This window comes from Mycolicibacterium tokaiense (assembly GCF_010725885.1).
Lineage (GTDB): Bacteria > Actinomycetota > Actinomycetes > Mycobacteriales > Mycobacteriaceae > Mycobacterium > Mycobacterium tokaiense.
The window spans coordinates 1,609,242-1,626,214 of sequence record NZ_AP022600.1 but is presented as its reverse complement, the minus strand read 5'-3'; the positions used below and the strand labels follow the sequence as shown (position 1 = coordinate 1,626,214).

16 protein-coding genes are annotated in these 16,973 nt (G+C 65.2%); 8 read left to right on the top strand and 8 right to left on the bottom strand.

The genetic code is table 11. The features are described 5' to 3' along the window. Nucleotide 1: 1 nt before the first annotated feature. Nucleotides 2-940, bottom strand: a complete 939-nt coding sequence (locus tag G6N58_RS07785; RefSeq protein ID WP_115279122.1) for an SDR family NAD(P)-dependent oxidoreductase — start codon at nt 938-940, stop codon at nt 2-4. 320 nt (nt 941-1,260) lie between these two features. Here G6N58_RS07785 and G6N58_RS07780 point away from each other — a divergent pair, with 320 nt between their 5' ends. After that, nucleotides 1,261-2,232, top strand: coding sequence for a sulfite oxidase (locus G6N58_RS07780; RefSeq protein ID WP_163907984.1), 972 nt, complete (start codon nt 1,261-1,263; stop codon nt 2,230-2,232). Here the strand turns inward: G6N58_RS07780 and G6N58_RS07775 are convergent. The 5 genes from G6N58_RS07775 to G6N58_RS07755 form a co-directional block, all read right to left on the bottom strand. Continuing rightward, nucleotides 2,229-3,713: an APC family permease gene (locus G6N58_RS07775; protein ID WP_115279124.1), complete on the bottom strand. Its 1,485-nt coding sequence runs from the start codon at nt 3,711-3,713 to the stop codon at nt 2,229-2,231. The two genes, G6N58_RS07780 and G6N58_RS07775, sit on opposite strands and share 4 nt — an antisense overlap. A gap of 32 nt (nt 3,714-3,745) precedes the next feature. Continuing rightward, nucleotides 3,746-5,491, bottom strand: a complete 1,746-nt coding sequence (locus tag G6N58_RS07770) for a phytoene desaturase family protein (protein ID WP_115279125.1) — start codon at nt 5,489-5,491, stop codon at nt 3,746-3,748. Then, the gene (locus tag G6N58_RS07765; protein ID WP_115279126.1) at nt 5,488-5,832 is read right to left on the bottom strand and encodes a RedY/HapK family protein; all 345 of its coding nucleotides are present in this window, start codon (nt 5,830-5,832) and stop codon (nt 5,488-5,490) included. Before G6N58_RS07765 ends, G6N58_RS07770 begins: the two co-directional genes overlap by 4 nt. A gap of 38 nt (nt 5,833-5,870) precedes the next feature. Continuing rightward, on the bottom strand, nt 5,871-7,304 hold the full coding sequence (locus G6N58_RS07760; protein WP_197746405.1) for a gamma-aminobutyraldehyde dehydrogenase: 1,434 nt from the start codon (nt 7,302-7,304) through the stop codon (nt 5,871-5,873). A gap of 188 nt (nt 7,305-7,492) precedes the next feature. Then, entirely contained in the window at nt 7,493-8,170 is a 678-nt protein-coding gene (locus G6N58_RS07755; protein WP_068919288.1) for a GntR family transcriptional regulator, read from the bottom strand. A gap of 192 nt (nt 8,171-8,362) precedes the next feature. On the opposite strand from G6N58_RS07755, the gene G6N58_RS07750 reads away from it, so the two are divergent. Genes G6N58_RS07750 through G6N58_RS07740 form a run of 3 tightly spaced genes read left to right on the top strand, consistent with a single transcriptional unit; the run spans nt 8,363 to nt 12,364 of the window. Beyond that, complete coding sequence (locus G6N58_RS07750; protein ID WP_068919287.1) at nt 8,363-9,520, top strand: phosphotransferase; 1,158 nt, start codon at nt 8,363-8,365, stop codon at nt 9,518-9,520. 38 nt (nt 9,521-9,558) lie between these two features. Then, nucleotides 9,559-10,878 carry an aspartate aminotransferase family protein gene (locus tag G6N58_RS07745; protein WP_115281672.1) on the top strand — a complete coding sequence of 440 codons (1,320 nt, stop codon included), beginning with the start codon at nt 9,559-9,561 and terminating at the stop codon, nt 10,876-10,878. Between the two features lies 1 nt (nt 10,879). Beyond that, the gene (locus G6N58_RS07740; RefSeq protein WP_115279127.1) at nt 10,880-12,364 is read left to right on the top strand and encodes an NAD-dependent succinate-semialdehyde dehydrogenase; all 1,485 of its coding nucleotides are present in this window, start codon (nt 10,880-10,882) and stop codon (nt 12,362-12,364) included. An 82-nt stretch (nt 12,365-12,446) separates the two neighbouring features. On the opposite strand, the gene G6N58_RS07735 is transcribed toward G6N58_RS07740, so the two are convergent. Then, nucleotides 12,447-12,998: a YaeQ family protein gene (locus tag G6N58_RS07735; RefSeq protein WP_068919285.1), complete on the bottom strand. Its 552-nt coding sequence runs from the start codon at nt 12,996-12,998 to the stop codon at nt 12,447-12,449. 101 nt (nt 12,999-13,099) lie between these two features. Between G6N58_RS07735 and G6N58_RS07730 the strand changes: the two genes are divergently transcribed. The 4 genes from G6N58_RS07730 (at nt 13,100) to G6N58_RS07715 (ending at nt 16,215) form a co-directional block, all read left to right on the top strand. Further along, nucleotides 13,100-13,681: a TetR/AcrR family transcriptional regulator gene (locus G6N58_RS07730; protein ID WP_115279128.1), complete on the top strand. Its 582-nt coding sequence runs from the start codon at nt 13,100-13,102 to the stop codon at nt 13,679-13,681. After that, a complete protein-coding gene (locus G6N58_RS07725; protein WP_115279129.1) occupies nt 13,678-14,235 on the top strand; it encodes a hypothetical protein in 558 nt (185 codons plus the stop codon). Before G6N58_RS07730 ends, G6N58_RS07725 begins: the two co-directional genes overlap by 4 nt. Before the next feature lie 226 nt (nt 14,236-14,461). Continuing rightward, a complete protein-coding gene (locus G6N58_RS07720; protein ID WP_115279130.1) occupies nt 14,462-15,352 on the top strand; it encodes an NAD(P)-dependent oxidoreductase in 891 nt (296 codons plus the stop codon). Beyond that, a complete protein-coding gene (locus G6N58_RS07715) occupies nt 15,349-16,215 on the top strand; it encodes a hydroxypyruvate isomerase family protein (protein ID WP_232067777.1) in 867 nt (288 codons plus the stop codon). Before G6N58_RS07720 ends, G6N58_RS07715 begins: the two co-directional genes overlap by 4 nt. Nucleotides 16,216-16,243: 28 nt before the next feature. On the opposite strand, the gene G6N58_RS07710 is transcribed toward G6N58_RS07715, so the two are convergent. Next, nucleotides 16,244-16,897 (bottom strand): GntR family transcriptional regulator, encoded by a 654-nt coding sequence (locus G6N58_RS07710; protein ID WP_163907981.1) that lies wholly within the window; start codon nt 16,895-16,897, stop codon nt 16,244-16,246. Nucleotides 16,898-16,973: the final 76 nt, after the last annotated feature.

Sequence of the window (16,973 nt, the reverse complement as noted above, 5' to 3'; positions counted from 1 at the left end):
GTCAGCTGGTGAGATGTGTCGAGACGTCCCACAGACGCTGGGCATTGTCACGGTCCAAGGCATAGGGAGCCACGCCCGTGATGCCGAATTCGTCGCGGTGATCAACGACCGTGGCCTCGCGGCAATCCTCGAAGTACCGGCCACTGACACCGTCGACGTGCGGTGAGCCGGCCAACAGCACCGAGGTGGCCGCACCTTGCTCGGGGGTTTTGATGCGGCTGCCGGCGCGGCGGAAGCGTTCCTCGGCGCCGTCCTGGAATTCCGTACCGAGGTGACGTTGCAGCGCGGTCATGATGCCGCCGGGCATCAGCGCGTTGGCGGTGATCCCGTCGTCAGCCCACCGTTCGGTTATTCCGACCGCGAAAAGAACGTTGGCAGTTTTGGATTGGCCATAGGCGCTGAAGGGATCGTACTCGCGGAACCGGAAGTCGATGTCGTCGAAGACGACGGGTGAGCGCAGGTGTCCGCTGGAGCTGACCGAGACCACCCGCGCCCCGCCGGCGGCGGCCAGTTCGCTGTGCAGTCCGGTGGTGAGGGCGAAATGGCCGAGATGATTGGTGGCGAACTGCATTTCGTGCCCGCCCGATGAGAGTTGCCGATCCTGGATGGCCATGACACCGGCGTTGTTCACCAGGATGTCCAGCGGCCCGTCCCAAGCACGGACGAACGCGGCGACGCTGGCGGGCTCGGATAAATCCAAGGGTGCCACCGTTGCCCCCTTCCCGATGTCGGCGGCAACCTTCTCACCTGCGGCGGTGTTGCGCACGGCGAGAGTGACGACGGCACCTGCAGAGGCCAACGCGCGGGCAGTTTCGATACCGATTCCAGAAGCCGCGCCGGTGACGAGCGCACGCTTTCCGGACAAGTCGACTCCGGTGAGTACCTCGGCGGCAGTGGAGGTGGCATCAAATGGGGTGGTGGTGAGATCAGAGGAAGTCACGTAAACCGTAGACGTCTCAGACAGACGTAAAATTCCCCTGGGCGGAGACGCGCGGTGCGCACTTCGACGGTCTTCATTCGTTCTTCATCCGTTCTTCACGCAGCGGCGGACTGCTGTGCGTCATGCCCGCCCGAAAACAGCTTCGCACCCGATGGCTACGGCGGATCTGGTCGTTATGCACAGGTGGTGCTAGCGGTAACGACTACCGGGAACCGCGGTGGCATGCTCGACGTATGTCACCTGGCGTGCGGAAACCGATTCCGGCAGAACTGTTGGAAGACACCGGGTCCGGGCTGGACTATGGCACCAACCCTGTGAACATGCTGTCGGACATCACGCCGGTTGACAGATTCTTCCTCCGCAGTCATGCGCCGACACCACAGATCGAGTCGCGGACCTGGGCTTTGCGAATCGACGGTGATGGAGTTCACCGCGCCGTCGAGTACAGCTACGACGACCTGACCGACGGCTTCCCGGTGATATCGGTGGTACGAACCCTCGAATGTGCGGGCAACCGGCGCGTGCTGTTCGGCGAGGAGATCGGACGGACCTTCGAGGGCACCCAGTGGGGACGATCGGCGATCAGCACTGCCGAGTGGACCGGCGTCCGTCTGCGCGACCTGTTGGAGCCGGCTCAGCTCACTGAACGAGTCGTTGAGGTGATGCCCGAATCCCTCGACGCCATTCGGGCGCGCCGACCTCTACCGTTGGCGAAGGCGTTGGCGGACGACACCGTGGTGGCCTTCGCGATGAACGGGGAACCGTTGCCGCCTGACCACGGCTACCCGGCCCGCCTGATCGTGTCGGGATGGCTGGGGGCCGCGAGTATCAAATGGCTGGGCCGCATCGAGGTCTCCACCACCGCCCTCTACACGCCGTGGAACACCGAGGATTACGTGTTGATCGGGCCGCAGTATCCGGCATCCGGGTACGCGCGTGGCCCGGCGATCACCGAACCGGCGCTGTCGAGTCTGGTCGAGCTGCCCTGGCCGGCCGTGCTGGCTCCGGGGCGCCATCTGATCCGCGGTCGCGCGTATGCCGGTGAGGGTCAGGTGGTGGCGGTCGAGTACCGAATCGACGACGGCGCGTGGCAGCAGGCGGACATCACGTCACCGGGTGTCGCCGGGCTGTGGGCGCGTTGGCAGCTGCGCTGGGACATCGAACCCGGAGACCACGAGTTGCGGGTTCGTGCCCGCGACGACCGGGGTAACGTGCAGCCTGATTCCACGCCGCCGAACGAGCTCGGCTACAACCACCAATCCGTGCTCGCGCACCCCATCAGGTGCGTCTAGGTACGGTCGCCGAGTGTGGAGTTCAACTGCGCGTAGGGCTGCGGTGACCGAGCTCTGATGAGATAGGCGCCGATGATGCCGATGGCCAAGGAGGCGAACAGCATTGCGGTGAACGAGATCTGCAGCCACCCTCCGCCGCCGAGCAGGACGTCCATGCCGGTGACGGCGTACCAGAGGAACGGCAGTAGTCCGGCGATGCCCAGCAGTGGGGCGATGAAGGTGTTCCAGGGCCGTTTGTCGACATCCGAGCGGCGGAAGAAGACGAAGATGGCGATGCTGGCGATGGTTTGCAGCAGGATGATTGCGGCGGCGCCGACGCCGGTCCACCAGGTGAACAGCGTGGTGTAGGGATCCAGACCGAAAAGGGCGAAAATCGCGACCACCACGGCAACCATACCGATCTGGACGTAGCAGGCCAGGGCGGGTGATTGGCGGGTTGGATGCGTGGTGCCCAGCCGTGCCCAGATGACGCCTTGGCGACCCAGCGAGTAGAGGTAGCGCGCGACATTGTTGTGGAAGGTCAGAATGGCGGCGAACAGGCTGGTGATGACCAGCAGCTGGAACGCCTCGGTGCCGATGCGCCCCAGAACACTGTCGCTGACCGCGAAAACCAGGTTGCCACCCTCGGTTTCGGCCAACCCGACGACCTTGCCGACGCCGACCGCGTTGACGATGAGAAAGGCGGTGACGGCGTAGAACACACCCATGAAGATCACCGAGGTGTAGGTGGCCCGCGGCACGGTGCGCTTGGGGTCCTTGGCTTCCTCGCCGTAGATGGCGGTGCCCTCGAAACCGATGAACGACGCGTGGGCGAACATCAGGGCGACGCCGAGAGCGCCGGCGAACACTGCCGACGGGGCGAACGGCTCGAAGGAGTAGTCGCTGATCGGCGTTGGCGAGTTGACCAGGATGCCGATGTTGAGCACCAGGATGACGCCGGTTTCCAGTGTCAGCAACACCGCCAGCACGCGGGCGCCGGCATGGATCTGACGGACGCCGAGGAACAGCGAGGCCGCCATCGCCAGGAACGAGAACACCCACCACGGGATTGCGGTATTGGTGTGCTTGTTGACGAATTCCGCTGCGTAATAGCCGAACCCGCCGATGACGCCGAGTTGGATGGCGTTGTAGGCGAAGATCGCCAGCGAGGCCGAACCCAGACCCATCGGTCTGCCCAGCCCCCGGGTGATGAACGCGTAGAAGGCGCCGGCGTTGGTGATGTGTTTGCTCATCGCGACATAACCGACCGCGAACAAGGTGAGGACAACAGCGACGACCACAAAGGCGCCGGCGATGCCCACCCCGTTCCCGGCGCCGATGATGACCGGGAACAGGGCCACCACCACCGTGAGTGGGGCGGCGGCGGCCACGACGAAGAACACGATACCGAGGACACCGATCTGGTTGCGCGCCAGTCCGGTTGATCCGTCTGGGGCGTCTTTGACCGTGGCCAGCGGTTGAGGATCATCTTGATGAAGCATGGCGGGTCCTTCCTCGGGCGGGATGTGAGGAGTCAGCGGATGGTTTTGCTGCGAGCGGCGAATTGCACGACCCTGCGAAGCGCCGGGGTGGTGGCGACGGTGTAACCGAGCTTCTTGCCGGTTTTGGTGTCCATGACGGTCTCCATCGCACGGTCGATGACGCCGGCCTTGGGGGCAGGACCGACACGTTGTGCGGTGGGGGCTGGTGTGCCGTTGAGGTCGGCGATGACGACCTGGGCGGCGTTGTGGCCATTGGCACCCATGACCCCGCCGCCGGGATGCGTACCCGAGCCGCAGAGGTAGTAGTTGTCCACCGTGGTGCGGTAGTCGGCCAGTTCCGGAGTGGGGCGATTGTTGAAGAGCTGATCGAAGAACATCGCGCCGTGGAAGATGTTGCCGCCGGTCAGTCCGTAGTCGCGTTCGAGATCTTTCGGAGTGATGATGACCCGCTGCAGGATGTGCCCACGCAGATTGGGGGCGTAGCGGTACAGCACTTCGAGTACCTTGTCGGCCCACTCGTCGCGGATGGTGTCCCAGTCGGTGCCGGACAGTTCGAAGGGAAGCTGCTGCACACCCAGGGTCACGGTGTGCTTGCCTGCGGGCGCCAGCGTCGAGTCGTGCGTGGACTGGATGACGGCCTCGATCACGAAGTCGTCGGGAATCTCGCCGCGGCGCTCGGCTTCCCAGGCCCGCTCGAAGTTCTCGATCGACGCGCCCATGATCGCCTGCGCCTGGTGCTGGGGGCCCTGCACCCCGTTGGGAAAGCCGATGTAGTCGGGTAATTCGTCGATCAGGAGGTGGATGCGGGCCATCGAGCCGCGGGCGTCGTAGTCCTGCAGTTTGGCGGTGAGTTTTGTGTCCACAGCCCCCGCCGGCAGTAGTTGCAGCATGGAGCGTTGGGGATCGGCGTTGGAGATCACCGTGCGTGCCGAAATGGTCTCGCCGTTGGCCAGTTTGACACCGGTGGCCTGGCCTTTGGTGATGACGACCTGCTCGACCGGTGACTGCAGCCGGATCTCTGCGCCGTGTGCTTCGGCGCTGCGGGCCATCGCCTGGGTGATGCCGCCCATCCCGCCTTTGACGAAGCCCCACTGGCCGAGTGTTCCCTTGAACTCACCAACAGAGTGGTGGCCGTAGACGTAGCCGGTTCCCGGGGTGGACGGACCACCCCAGACGGAGATCATCCCGAAGAAAGTGAACAGGCCCTTGATGTGCTCGTTTTCGAAGTATCGATCCAGCAGGTCCTTGGTCGAGAGCAACACCATCTCGTTGAAGAGATCTTCGGCGCCGGCGGCCTCGAACGCGGCCAGGACCTGGGAACGGCTCGGGGCAGGGGACAGCAGGAACGGCGTGAGGATGGACGCGAACTTCTTGACCCGCAGCCCGAACTCGAGGAAGGCGCCCGCGTCGCGCTTGGAGAACTTCTCGATCTCCTTGAGCGTCTTGTCCATGTCTTTCCACACGAACAGGTGGCTGCCATCGGGGAAAATGCTGACCTCGTTGGCCTCGGTCTGGTACATCTCCAGTCCGTAGCGCTCGAGTTCGAGGTCGGCGATGATCTCCGGGCGCAGCAGGCTGGCGATGAAGGCGCAGGAGGACCAGGTGGAGCCTGGGATCAACTCTTCACTGGTGCAGGCGCCACCCACCACATCGCGGGCCTCCAGGACCAGGACCTTCTTTCCGGCGCGGGCCAGGTATCCGGCCGTGATCAGTCCGTTGTGCCCCGCGCCGATGATGATGGCGTCGTACCGGGGGGTGATTGTGCTGGTGGTGCTCATCGTGGCTCTCCCGAGATGGCGTGGGTGAAGTAGGTGCGGACCGTGGCCGGGTCGACGAGTTTGTCAAACCCCTCGATGACGGGCTTCATGCTGGGATGGTTGTCGCGCAACTGTTCCCACTCGGCCCAGTCGGTGACTTCCATGACTTCGAGGATGTCGGCGGGAGCCCCGTCGGGAGCGTTGTTGACGCGGAACACGTCGAAGCGCCGAACGATGTGGTGGTGGGCCAGACACGTCGGTCGGTCCACCTCGGTGGAGAACCGTTCGAATTCGGCCGGGTCCACACCGGGCAACATCGAGAAGAGATTCACTGCCACCACCGGGCGGTTGGAAAGAGTCATCGAATAGCTCCAATTGCCTTGTACAGGCGAGATTGTGGTCAGGACTCGAGATTGATCATGATGTGCTTGATCTCGGTGTACTCCTCGACGGAGTAGATGGACATGTCGTTGCCGTGGCCGGACTGCTTGAACCCGCCATGCGGCATCTCCGACACGATCGGGAGGTGATCGTTGATCCACACGGTGCCGAACTGCAGTTTGCGGGCAGCGCGCATGGCTCGTCCGACATCGCGGGTGAACACCGATGCAGCCAAGCCGTATTCGACATCGTTGGCCCAGGCGAAGGCCTGCTCTTCGCTGCCGAAGCGGGTGGTGGTGACCACCGGGCCGAACACTTCCTTCTGCACGATCTCGGAATGCTGCTCCGCGTCGATGACCAGGGATGGTTTGTACCAGAAGCCCGGGCCCGATCCGAGACCGCCGACGGCCAGCGAGGCTGGGCCGGAGGCGGTGGCCCGATCGACGAAACCGGCCACCCGGTCGCGCTGGCGCTCGGAGATCACCGGGCCCATCTCGGTGGACTCCTCGGCGGGCTCACCCATGGCAACCTTGCTCACGGCACGGGTCAATTCGGTGACGAACTCGTCGTAGATGCCGTCGGCGACGTAGACGCGGGAGGCGGCCATACAATCCTGGCCGGAGTTACCGTATCCGCCCTCGCAGATCTTGGTGATGGCCAGCTCGGCATCGCAGTCGTCGAAGACCAGCACCGGGGCCTTCCCGCCCAATTCCAGGTGCAGACGCTTGAGGTTGTCGGCGCCGGCGCGGGCGACGACTTTGCCGGTGGCAGTGTCACCGGTCAGTGAACTCATCCGTACCCGCGGGTGGCTGGTCAGAGCCGCGCCGACGGTATCGCCATGGCCGGTGACAACGTTGAACACTCCCGGTGGAAACAGGTCGGCCGCCAGCTCGGCCAGGCGCAGGGTGGACAGCGGCGTCAGCTCACTTGGCTTGAGCACCAGGGTGTTTCCGGTCATCAGCGCAGGGCAGATCTTCCAGATCGCCATGACCAGCGGGAAGTTCCAGGGTGCGACGCTACCCACCACGCCCAGCGGATCGCGTCGGATGATGCTGGTGTGCGTGGGAGAGTACTCGCCGGCGGCGCGGCCCTCGAGTACCCGGGCGGCGCCGGCGAAGAACCGCATGTTGTCCACGCCGAACGGAATCTCTTCGCGCGCCACGGAAATCGGCTTACCGACGTTCTGCGATTCGAGCTGGGCGAACTCCTCGCTGTGGGCTTCCAGCCGGTCGGCGAGCTTCAGCAGCAGCTCAGCGCGTTTGCCCGGTGTAGTGGCCGCCCAGTCTTCGAACGCCTTGTCCGCGGCGGCGACCGCGCGGTCGACGTCGGCGGCATCCCCGAGGGCAACCGTGGCGAGGTGTTCACCGGTGGCGGGATTGATGACCGCTTCGGTCGCTCCACTTGCGGCGGGGACATGCTCACCCGCGACATACATGAGCTGGCCGTCTGCCATGAAGGATTCTCCAAGTCACATCGAGAGCCAGATCCGGCGGTGAACGCGTCTGCTCAAGTGTTCAACAGTTGACATGGAGAACTTAAGCACAGGGCGCGGGGGTGCGCAAGGGAAACGCGGACCGTTCTTCGAAGGTGGTTGATCCGCGAGAGCGGGCAGTCGGCAAAGCGCGGACCTGCGGACCCGACTCAGGCGACGGTGCGAGCGGCGAGAATCCTGCGCACCTCGTCGCGATTCTCGGTGATGATCTCGGCGATGGTGTCGCGTGCCAGGTGTGGATCGCGCGAGGCAAAAGCGGTGACGATGCGCTGGTGCTCGTCCTCCAGTCCCGAATCGGCCTCGTACTCGTGGTGATCGAGCGACAGTACGAGCAGGAAGTAGCGCAGGTCGCCGAGAAGTTCGGCATAGAACTTGTTCAGGCGCGGACTGTGCATCAAGCCGACGATGGCGCGGTGTATGTCCAGGTCCTTGTCCACGATGGTGCGCGGATCCTGGGTCGCCATGGCCTCTTTGAGGGCCTCCATCGCGTCGGTCAACGGGGTGAGGTCCGTGTCCGGAGTCAGAGACGCCGCCGCCGCGGTCTCCAGGTGCAGTCGCGCCTGGTAGATGTCGAGAACCTCGTCATCGGAGGGATTCCAGACGGCCAGGCCCCGGTTGAAGGTGTAGCGAACCAACCCCGTCCCTTGCAGCAGGCGTACCGCTTCGCGGACGGTGTTGCGGGAGATGCCCAGGTCATCAGCGATGACGCTCTCCCGAATGCGTTCGCCCGGTTTGAGTGCGCCTTCGAGGATCATGTCCATCAAGCCGTCGGCGATCTGTTGCGCGCTGCTGCGCCCGACGATCTGGATGCGGTCTGCTACGGACATACCGGCATCGTACAACTGTTAAACAACAGCTCAGGAACTTCTGGTTGCGCCTGACGGGGTAGGCAGTGGACAGCGCCTGCCCTATTGTTCTACAGTTCAGCCACCTTGCCTTGGAGTGTGTGCAGGTGGCGCGGGCGACGGGTGTAATCCGCTGCGCGGACCAACTTTTCCGTAACAGAACAGGACCTTCGGATGTCGAACGCCTTCGACGACAATGCACTCGCCACCACCATCCGGTCCGGCGTGCGCGGCGAAAACGTATTCGCGGGTTCGGCGACGCTGGATCGCATTGTGCGGGAGAGCGCTCTGGACACGTCGATGGGCGAACGGTTTCCCGAGCATCGAGTGGAAGCTGAGCTGCGACGTCAGTACGACCTGACCGGTCAGTTGAGCCGCATTCCCACAGAAAAAGATGACACGTTCCGCCTGACCACCGACGCGGGCCGATTTTTGGTCAAGGTCGCGCCGGCTACCGAGAGCGTCGAGATCGTCAACCTCCAATCTGCGGTCATGTTGCACCTGGAAAAGGCCCGGCCGGCAGTTCCGATCCAGCGGCTGATCCGCGGCGTGCACGGCCAGGTGGAGTCCACGGTCGTCGACTCCGTCGGCAACCCCCGAATCCTGCGGGTCATGAACTACCTCGACGGCGATCTGCTGTCCTCACTCACCCCGACAGCCTCGCAGGCCCAGCAGGTCGGCAGCGCGCTGGCGCGATTGGACGGGGCGTTGACCAGCTTTCGCCACGCCGAGGAATCACGGTTGCTCATCTGGGATTTGAAGAACTTCCTGCACATGCGCCCGCTGTTGCAGCTGGTGAACGAACGCGACGACGTGTCCATGGCGACGTGGGTGTTCGACCAGTTCGAAGCGATCGTTGCGCCCCGCATGGCCACGCTGCCAACGCAGATGATCCACGGCGACTTCAGCCCCTTCAACGTGGTGGTCGACCCCGCAGCTGACGGTTTCGTGACCGGCGTCATCGACTTCGGCGACGTCGTGCGCAGCCCCGTGGTGTTCGAACTGGCCGTTGCCGTGGCCAATCAGATCGGCGCGAACGAGCGGCGCCCCTGGGGCAGTGCCCTGGACATCGTGCGCGGGTACCGCGCCGTACGACCGCTCGCAGACCGTGATGTGGCGCTGCTGGCGGTCGCCGGTCCCGCTCGGCTTCTCCTGCGCGCACTGATCTTTGGCTGGCGTGCGTCCGTTGATCCGCACAGTCGCGACTACGGGTTGTCTCATTCAGCGCGAGATTGGACCCGGCTGCGGTGCGCGTTGTCGGTGGCGATGCCCACCATCCAGACACTGCTCTCGGACACCGGGGCGCCATCGTCACAGACAGGAGAACAGTGAGCATGAACAAGGCCTTCACCACGAAAGCGTCCGAGCCCATGGTGAACGGGTTCGACCACGCGCGCCTGCGCGAGCTGCCGCCGCGCACCCGCGCCCAGGTCGAGACCCGGGACCGCCTGCTGGGGCCTGGCTACCGGTTGTTCTACGAAAACCCCGTCGAGATTGTCCGCGGCGAGGGGACGCTGTTGTTCGACGCAGACGGCAACGACTATCTCGACGTCTACAACAATGTCGCCAGCGTCGGCCATTGCCACCCCTACGTCGTTGACGCGGTGCACCGGCAGCTCTCGACGCTGAACACCAATACCCGCTACTTACAACAGTCGATTCTGAGCTACAGCGAACAGTTTCTCGCAACCATGCCGGCCGAGATCGGGCACGTCATGTTCACCTGCACCGGCTCCGAAGCCAACGATCTCGCGATGCGAGTAGCCCGGTACTTCACCGGAAACCAGGGCATCATCGTCACCTCCGGCGCCTATCACGGACTGACCTCCGATGTGGCTGCTTTCTCGCCCTCACTGGGTGTCGGCGTGCCACTCGGGGCGCACGTCCGTACCATCAGCGCTCCAGATCGCCTGCGCCACGGCGGAAACGACAATCTCGTAGCCCACATGCGCCGCGAGATCCGGGAGGCGATCGCCGATCTGGAACGCCACGGCTTCGGCGTGGCAGCGTTCATTGCGGACATGATCTTCTCCTCCGACGGCATCTACGCGGACCCGGCAGGCTTCCTCCAGCCCGTCATCGAGGAGGTCCACAACGCCGGCGGACTGTTCATCGCCGATGAGGTGCAACCCGGCTTCGGGCGCACCGGCGAGTACTGGTGGGGTTTCCAGCGGCACAACCTGGTTCCCGACATCATGACCACCGGAAAACCCATGGGAAATGGAACTCCCGTCGCCGCCGCCGCCTTTCGCCCCGAGCTGCTCGCGGAGTTCGGCCGCAACATCCGGTACTTCAACACCTTTGGCGGCAATTCCGTTTCCATCGCCGCCGCGCAGGCGGTACTCGATGTGATCAACACTGAAGAACTGATTGCCAACGCCGCGACCGTCGGGGACTACATCAAGGCCGAGATCAGCACGTTGGCGGCATCGTACGAGCAGATTGCCGAAGTCCGGGGTGCCGGCTTGTTCGTGGGTGTCGATATCGTCACCGATCGGCAATCCAATACCCCGGACGGCGACGCCGCCCTACGGGTGGTCAATCACATGCGCCGGCGTCGAGTGCTCATCTCCGCTTCCGGACCCCGCGGCAGTGTCCTCAAAGTGCGTCCGCCCCTGCCGTTCTCCATCAGCGACGCCGACCGCATGCTCGAGAATCTCGAGGTGGTCCTCACCAAGGAGCTGCACTGACATGACCACAACAAGTCTCGCTACCTCCCACCCCGGCATCTCCGGAATCCCGACGGGCCTGCTCATCGGTGGAGACTGGCGTGATGCGATGGACGGCAGGGTCTTCGACGTGGAGAACCCCGCCACCGGTGAAGTGCTGGCAGCTGTCGCCGACGGCGGTCCCGCTGACGCCGACGACGCCCTGGCGGCCGCCGTTGCGGCGCAGGGATCCTGGGCCCGCACTGCGCCGCGGTATCGCAGCGAGATCCTGCGCCGTGCCTACGATGCGGTGATGACTCGCCAGGACTGGCTGGCAGAGGTCATGACGTTGGAAATGGGTAAGCCGCTGCAGGAAGCCAGAGGCGAAGTTGCTTATGCCGCAGAGTTCTTGCGCTGGTTCTCAGAAGAAGCGGTGCGGATCTCGGGTGATCACACCACCACGGGTGACGGGGCCAACCGCATCATCGTGACCCGTGAACCGGTGGGCCCCTGCGTGCTCATCACGCCGTGGAACTTCCCGCTGGCCATGGGTACGCGCAAAATCGCCCCCGCGGTGGCTGCGGGCTGCACGATGGTCCTCAAGCCGGCGCCACAAACCCCGCTGACGTCGCTGGCTCTCGCCGCGATCCTGCAGGAATCGGGCCTCCCGGAGGGAGTTCTCAACGTCGTCAACACCACCGACGCAGCGACCGTGGTGCAGCGGTGGATGCGCAGCGGTCGAGCACGAAAGATCAGCTTCACCGGTTCCACTGGGGTGGGCAAGGTGCTGCTGCGCCAGGCCGCCGATACGGTGATGCGGTCCTCGATGGAACTGGGCGGCAATGCGCCGTTCATCGTCTGCGCCGACGCCGATATCGACACCGCCGTCGAGGGCGCGATGGCGGCGAAGATGCGGAACATGGGGGAGGCCTGTACCGCCGCGAACCGGATGTATGTGCACCGCAGCATCGCCGGTGAGTTCTCGCAGAGGCTTGCAGCCCGAATGGCGGAGCTCAGGGTCGGCAACGGACTCGACGACGGTACCCAGGTGGGACCCCTGATCGATGCGGCTGCGCGGTCGAAAGTGCAACGGCTGGTGGACGATTGCCTCTCTCGAGGCGCCACCGCGCTGACCGGTGGCCGGCTTCCGGACGGGCCGGGCTACTTCTATTCGCCCACCGTGCTCGCCGATGTATCACCGGATTCGGAACTCATGACCACCGAGGTGTTCGGCCCCGTGGCGCCGGTGATCCCCTTCACCGACGAGGACGAGGTGGTCGCCCATGCCAACGACACCGATTGGGGCCTGGTGGGATACGTGTTCACCCAGGATATCGACCGGGCCTTCGACCTGAGCGAACGTCTGGAGGTGGGCATGGTGGGTGTCAACACCGGTGTGGTGTCCAACCCCGCCGCACCCTTCGGTGGAGTCAAACAGTCCGGCCTGGGCCGCGAGGGTGGCAAGGTCGGCATCGACGAGTTCCTCGAGTACAAGTATCTCGCGGTACCGCGCAGGGGGCCGCGTTGAGGGGCTGGAGACGACGCGCGCAGATCTGACCTACGGCGTCAGGACGATGCGTCCAAAGAACTCTCCGGCATCAGCGTCACCGTCAGATCAGTTGCTCGGGTGTGAAGGTGACATCGACTCCGCCCACCGTCATCGTCACCTGACCTTCCAGCACCATCACCTGCGCCGCGACGCGCCGGTTGACAGTCTCGGCCAGTCGCTGCACCGGATCGTGCGGTATCTGCACCACGGTCAGGTTCGACAGTCCCGCCACCTTCGGGCCGACGGTGCGCCACCAGGTGGGCACACCGGCGGCGAACGGGAACAGCTTGACCTGCTCGGCCTGCCCGGCCGCCTTGCTCAAGGCGCGTTCATCGGGCTGGCCGACGTTGATCCACTCCAGGATCCGTCCGGTGTAGTCGGCGAGCCGCAAGTCCGGCACGCCGGGGGTGGACAAGCCCGCGCCGAACGTCAACTCGCCGTCGATGTCGCTGAGCCGGTGGGCCCGCAGCCCAAACGCCAACAACCGCAACACCATCCGCTCATCGGTCTCGCTGGGATGGCGGGCCACGGTCAATGAGTGATCGGCGTAGTAGCCGTGATCGACATCGGAGACGCCGAGTTCCACCTTGAACACAGTTGCAGAAAGAGCCACGACCTAGTGTCCACCCCGACGATCCTGCTCAGCCAGGCGGTGGTGTCGGGGGGCGGTCGGGATGGCTTGGGCACTAGCACGGCTGTGCTAGTGTCGGCGTCATGTCACCCGTGAATCATCACGAGCGGCGGCGGGAGATCGCCGAGGCGGTGTGGCGGCTACTGCAGAAGGGCGGCGTCGAAGCGGCGTCGGTGCGGGGCGTCATCGCCGAGACCGGGCTGTCGTCGGGGTCGATTCGCTTCTTCTTCTCCACCCAGGCCGGCTTGCACCAGTTCGCCATGGCCAGCCTGGCCGAGCGCGTCCAGGAACGCATCCAGCTGGCCGCGGCGGAGCCCGACCTGGGGCAGCGGGCGGTGGCGATGGTCAGTGAGCTGATGCCCTTACGTGATGACACCGAGCGGGAATTGGGCATCTGGTTGGCGTTCGTGGCCAAGGCCCGTCATGACCCGGGTCTGGGCCGGATCGTCGCCGAGCAGGCCACTGCGATCCGGGAATTCCTGACCACCGTCATCAACGATCTGACGACCGCGGGCCTCCGGCCACCCACAACCGATATCGCGTTCGAGGTGATCCACCTCAACGCAGTCATCGACGGCCTCACCTTCGAGCTGCTGACCGCGCCGGGCCTGATCAGCCGCGATCAGGCCACCGCCGCGCTGCGACAAGCACTGCTGCCGGCATGATCGCGGCGATCGTCACCGCCGAGGTCGCGTTCTGGGTGCTGCTGCTCAGTGGGCTCGCACTGCGCTACCTCGTCCGTGCACGGCGGCTGAGCGCCGTGGCGCTCGCCGCCGTACCGCTGGTCGATCTCGCTCTGCTGGTTCTTGTCGCGGTCGACGTGGGCAGCGGTGCCCCACCAACCCGACCGCACGCGTTCGCGGCTTTGTATCTGGGCGTCACGGTGGCCTTCGGCCACCACATCATTGCGCGCACCGACGCGTGGTTCCGCTACCGCTTCGCGGGCGGACCCGAACCCCACAAGCCCCCTAAGGGCTCGACTGCGGAAGTGCGCGCGATCTGGCGTGAATGGTTCCGCGTCGTCGTCGCCGCAGCCATCGGCGCGGCCTGCCTGCTCGTCATGATCGCTCTCGAAGGGTGGCACGTTCCCGCCAGTGTCGATGAGGCTGCCGACCATCCCTATTGGGCCACACTGCTGCTTCTGCCGACCATCACCGTGGTCTGGTTCCTGGCCGGGCCTGCCTTCGCCGGACGCGGTGACCCCACCCGGGATGGGTGAGTCGCTGCACAGCAACACGATTGGGTGTGCAGCCGCGGTGCGCGACATCGGGACGAGGCGCACCATCGCGACAGCCGCTACATCAGCCTATTGCTATTCCGGTTGTTTTGTCTGACGAAATCACTATGACAAAGCTACTTGACTCTCTATCGAAGTTCGGACAGGATCAGACCGCATCGAGTGCTCCGCACCCTGGCGGACCGACCTGTTCTCTGAAGGGGGACCCGTGCGCGTTGCCGTCATCGGCCTGGGGGTTATGGGACTTCCGATGTCGCTCAATCTCGTCGCTGCCGGCTTCGACGTCGTGGGATACACCCGCACGCCGGAACGTGGCCGTCCGTTGGCCGAAGGTGGTGGGACCCTGGCGGATTCACTCGCGTCAGCGGTCGCCGGCGCCGAGGCTGTGGTCACGGTGCTGCCGGACTCGCCGGATGTGGTCGAGGTGTACACCGGCCCCGGTGGCGTGCTGGAGTCCGCCGCAGCCGACACCCTGCTGCTGGACATGAGCACCATTCGACCCGATGTCGCCCGTGATCTGCACGAGCGGGCCGCGGCGGCCTCGATGGTGATGCTGGATGCCCCGGTGAGTGGAGGCCAGGCAGGCGCGCAGGAAGGCGCCCTTTCCATCATGTGCGGCGGCAGCGCCGACGCCTTCCAGCGGGCCCAGTCTCTGCTCGAGGCGATGGGCAAGACGATCGTCCTCGTGGGCGGCCCCGGCAGCGGCCAGACCGTCAAGGCCGCCAACCAGTTGCTCGTCGCCGGCACAATCGAACTCGTCGCCGAAGCGCTCGTTTTCCTCGATGCACACGACGTTGACCTCACCCCTGCCGTCGAAGTCTTGGCGGGTGGCCTCGCCGGCAGCACTGTGCTCAATCGCAAAGCAGCGTCGATGGTCTCCGGACAGTTCGCCCCGGGCTTCCGGGTAGACCTGCATCACAAGGACCTCGGCATCTACCGCGAGGCCGCGCGCCAGCAGGGTGTCTTCTCGCCCGCCGGTGCCCTCGTCGCCGAGTTGATGGCGTCGTTGCGCGCCAGCGGAGGAGGCAGCCTCGACCATTCCGCGCTGCTCACCCAGGTCGCGCGCCTGTCCGGGTCGACAACCTGGACCGAGTCGTGAGCGCCGAGAACGCAACGACGACGGAAACGCTGGCCCTGGTTGCGAACGTCTCGCTGCTGTTCACCGAGGCGCCCTACCTGGAACGCTTCGAGCGCGCCGCCGCAGCAGGTTTCACCGCGGTCGAAACGTGGTGGCCGTGGCCCGCGGCGGTGCCCGGCGATGCAGAGGTGGACGCCTTTCTCACCGCCATCGGTTCCGCAGGGGTGGCGCTGACCGGGCTCAACCTCTTCGCCGGCGACATGCCCGGTGGCGAGCGGGGGATCATCTCGTGGCCCGAGCGCAGCGGTGAATTCGCCGTGAACCTCGACCTCGTCGTCGACATCGCACGACGCACCGGTTGCGCCGGATTCAACGCCCTCTATGGCCAGCGCCGCGATGGAAGCGACCCCGCGACGCAGGATGCGGTCGCCCGCGAGCGGCTCGGCGTCGCCACGTCCCGGCTCAGCGAGGTCGGCGGTACGGTGCTGGTCGAAGCTCTGGGGCGGGGTCTCAACGGTGCTTATCCACTGGAGTCCGCGGCCGACGCGATAGCTGTTGTGCGCCAGGTGCGTTCGGACACCGGACTGGCCAACATCGGGCTGCTGTACGACACGTTTCACCTGGCGACCAGTGGTGACGACCTGATCGGCGATGTCAAGGACTTTGCGTCGCTCATCGCCCACGTGCAGATCGCTGACGCGCCCGGGCGTGGCGAGCCCGGCACAGGCAACATCGACTTCACGCATGTGCTCGATGAGCTGTGGGCGTCGGGTTATCGTGGCTCGGTCGCCTGCGAGTACAAACCGACCGTACCGACCACGGATTCACTCGGCTGGATCGAAGGAATCCCGCGGCTGGCTGCCTTGCGCCCGATCGTCAGCTAGATGGCGAGAGCTGTTGCCGTGCAGGAGATCAGGTGCCGCGTACTGCCGCTACATCAGCCAGGAGCATGTCCCGGCAACCGTCGAGATCGACCCGCAGTGCGGCTTCGGCGGCGTCGGGTTCCCCCTTGGCGATGGCGTCGAGAATCGCGGCGTGCCGAGCAGTCAGCTCGGTCAGGTCGGTCGACGCGTTGCGCCGTACCTGAGCAATGCACAGCTGCGCCTCGCCCATCACCGAGGCGTGCATCCGCTGCAGCCGCTGGCTTGCCGTGGCAGCCACCAGTGCACGATGAAAGGCCACGTCAGCCTCGGTGTGGTCGGCGTGCGCCGACTGCTCGGCCGCCAGGCGCATCAGGTTCAGCGCCCGCTGGGCGTCGGTCGGTGCGGTACGGGAGGCCGCCAGTGTCCGCACGGCCAGCGTCTCGACCGGCTGGCGGCTGAAGTAGATGTCGGTGATGTCGTCGGCCGACAGTTGCGGCACCACGGAACTCCGGCGGGGGCCACGGCGGAGCAGCCCTTCGGCGCAGAGCCGGTCGAGCCCGGCCTTGGCCGTCGGACGGGCCACGTCGAACCGTTCGGCCACCCAGGCTTCGGTGAGCCGTAGACCTGGGGGTACCTCGCCCTTGAGGATCTGCGCGCGCAACGCGTCACTGAGTGACTCGGTCAGTGATGTGGCTGCAAGCACCGGCGACACGGCACACCTCGGGTTCTTCTGGCTGACGTCGTGGGCCAGTCTAAGTCAGCACGTCGCTTCGATGGAG

Coding starts and splice junctions, on each gene's coding strand:
- G6N58_RS07760 (WP_197746405.1), bottom strand. CDS start 7,304: ATGGCAGACGGCCAGCTCATGTATGTCGCGGGTGAGCATGTCCCCGCC.
- G6N58_RS07725 (WP_115279129.1), top strand. CDS start 13,678: ATGATCGCGGCGATCGTCACCGCCGAGGTCGCGTTCTGGGTGCTGCTG.
- G6N58_RS07740 (WP_115279127.1), top strand. CDS start 10,880: ATGACCACAACAAGTCTCGCTACCTCCCACCCCGGCATCTCCGGAATC.
- G6N58_RS07750 (WP_068919287.1), top strand. CDS start 8,363: ATGTCGAACGCCTTCGACGACAATGCACTCGCCACCACCATCCGGTCC.
- G6N58_RS07765 (WP_115279126.1), bottom strand. CDS start 5,832: ATGACTCTTTCCAACCGCCCGGTGGTGGCAGTGAATCTCTTCTCGATG.
- G6N58_RS07755 (WP_068919288.1), bottom strand. CDS start 8,170: ATGTCCGTAGCAGACCGCATCCAGATCGTCGGGCGCAGCAGCGCGCAA.
- G6N58_RS07770 (WP_115279125.1), bottom strand. CDS start 5,491: ATGAGCACCACCAGCACAATCACCCCCCGGTACGACGCCATCATCATC.
- G6N58_RS07780 (WP_163907984.1), top strand. CDS start 1,261: ATGCTGTCGGACATCACGCCGGTTGACAGATTCTTCCTCCGCAGTCAT.
- G6N58_RS07730 (WP_115279128.1), top strand. CDS start 13,100: ATGTCACCCGTGAATCATCACGAGCGGCGGCGGGAGATCGCCGAGGCG.
- G6N58_RS07745 (WP_115281672.1), top strand. CDS start 9,559: ATGGTGAACGGGTTCGACCACGCGCGCCTGCGCGAGCTGCCGCCGCGC.
- G6N58_RS07775 (WP_115279124.1), bottom strand. CDS start 3,713: ATGCTTCATCAAGATGATCCTCAACCGCTGGCCACGGTCAAAGACGCC.